Below are 2,088 nucleotides of genomic sequence, written 5' to 3'. Positions count from 1 at the left end.
CCAATCCGTGGTAGCGCATGGTGATCGCCAGCCTGACACCCCGAAAGACTCCTTTCAATAGACAGGGATCCCTCTCAGGAGCCCTCACGGCGCAGGTGAACACGGCTGAGGTGTCGGAGCTGGGCTTTTTGGGGGCGCTGCGGGCGCAGGGCTCGGTGATCCTGTCGCAGCCTCTGGGAGAGGCAAGGGGCCAGGTGGCCTGGGATGGGGCGGGCCTAGTGATCCAAGAAGGTGAGATCTTGGCCGACGCAACTCGGCTGGCCGGCATACGGGGGCGGATCCCGGTGGATCCTCAAACCCTGCAGGTGGGATCCCTGGATCTGAGCTTTACCACCGACGGGATTGCGCTGGCAGAAGTACCCGGCCTGCCGCCGCTGGTGAAAGGAGTGCTGCAGGGATCCGGCCAGATCCGCGGACCTCTGGACACCTTGCAGGTGACTGGCAAGGCGCAGTTGCGGGGCTTGCAGGTGGGAGATGTGGCCTTTGAAGACTTGGCCGGGCCCTTTCAGGGGTCTGTTCAGGGGACGGAAGTGGATCTGCGGGGGAAGCGGGATCGACTGGCGCTGCAGTTGGATCCCCAGTTTCAGCCTTTGCAGTTTCAGGTGCAGCGGGGCGAGGCGGAAATTCGCGGCCAACGCCGGCAAGAGGAGCTCCAGGTGGCAGTGAACCAGTTGCCTCTGGCTTTGCTGGGGGGGGTGGCTGCCGAGCCGTGGGCCAGTCTGCAGGGAACCCTCGAGGGGGAGGTGGCAGTTGACCTGGCAAGCGGCGCCGCCCAAGGACGGGCTGCGGTGGCGGATCTGCAGTTGGGAGGGATCGAAGTGCGGGGCTTTTCGGTGGATTTCGACTACCACGCTGGTAATGGTTCTCCTCGCCTAGAGATCGCCCAAGCTCAACTGGATTTGTTTGAGAGCACCTACACCGCTAGCGGCACCCTGGAGCTGCCGGCGGATCCCCTCCAGGGCGGTTTGGAGTCTACTCCAGAGGTTTCCGTTCCTCAAATTAACCTAGAGATCAGCACCCGCCAGGGCCGCCTGGAAGACATCGTCTCTGCCTTTAAGTGGCGGCAGTGGCAAGACATCACCACTCGCGGCTTCCGGCGGCCCCCCTTGGGCCCTGCCTCGGCGTTAAAGACCGACCCGGTTGGTTTGCCCAACCATCCTCTCCTGGAGCAGCTGGAGTACTATGCCCAGATCTTGGCCGTCCACCTGGAGACCTTGGCCAGCCGCATGGATCCGCTGTTCGCGTCAGCGGTGCGGAGCACTTTCCCGCCGCCCACAAGTCTGCGAGGGGAATTCCAAGCCAGCGTTAGCCTGGTCGGCAGCCTCAACCGGCCTAGCGTCAGCTTTTACCTTGAGGGCCAGAATTGGCAGGCAGAGGAGTTTGGCATCGAAAGCCTTACTGCCAGGGGCAGCCTGGCTGGAGATGCAGTGGTGTTGGAGCCGCTGCGGTTGCGCAGTGGCGAACGTCAAGCCCTTTTTGTGGGCAAGCTGGGCCTAGAGGAACAGTCGGGATCCTTGCAAATCCAAGGATTGCCTCTGGCTTTGCTGGACCGCTTCCTGCCAGAGGAGCTGGAGCTGCAGGGGGATCTCAACCTGGACGTGGAGCTGGCCGGCAACCTGCGGGATCCCCATGCCCGCGGATCCCTGACAGTGGTCAACGCCCAGATCAACCAGGTGCCGCTGCGGGAGGTGGGAGGACAATTTGACTACCAGCGGGGGCAGCTGCGCCTGGACGGCGCCCTGCTGGCCAATGGTGACGAACCCATTCGCCTCTTTGGCCTGGTGCCCTACACCCTGCCCTTTGCCGAGGTGCGGGCCGAATCCGACCAGATCGACCTCACCCTGCAAGCCAAGCATGGCGGTCTGCGCCTGATCAACCTCTTCACCGACCAGGTGCGCTGGGAAGGCGGCCAAAGCCAACTGGAGCTGGCCATCCGCGGCACCTTGCGAGAGCCCAGCCTGCAGGGGAACTTGAGCGTCAACTCGGGGATCCTCAAGCTGGCAGCCCTGCCGGAGCCCATTACCGACCTCACAGGCCAGATCGCCTTTAACCTCAATCAGCTGCAAGTCCAGGAGCTGCGGGGACAGT

The 2,088-nt window shown here is 63.5% G+C and carries 1 pseudogene; it reads left to right on the top strand.

Going from position 1 to position 2,088, the window contains the following annotated elements:
* Nucleotides 1-17: 17 nt before the first annotated feature.
* Nucleotides 18-2,088, top strand: a pseudogene (locus tag NW837_RS08815) (translocation/assembly module TamB); the annotation flags it as partial.

The organism is Synechococcus sp. R6-10, assembly GCF_047461815.1.
Lineage (GTDB): Bacteria > Cyanobacteriota > Cyanobacteriia > Thermostichales > Thermostichaceae > Thermostichus.
This window is presented reverse-complemented; position numbering and strand designations above follow the sequence as displayed.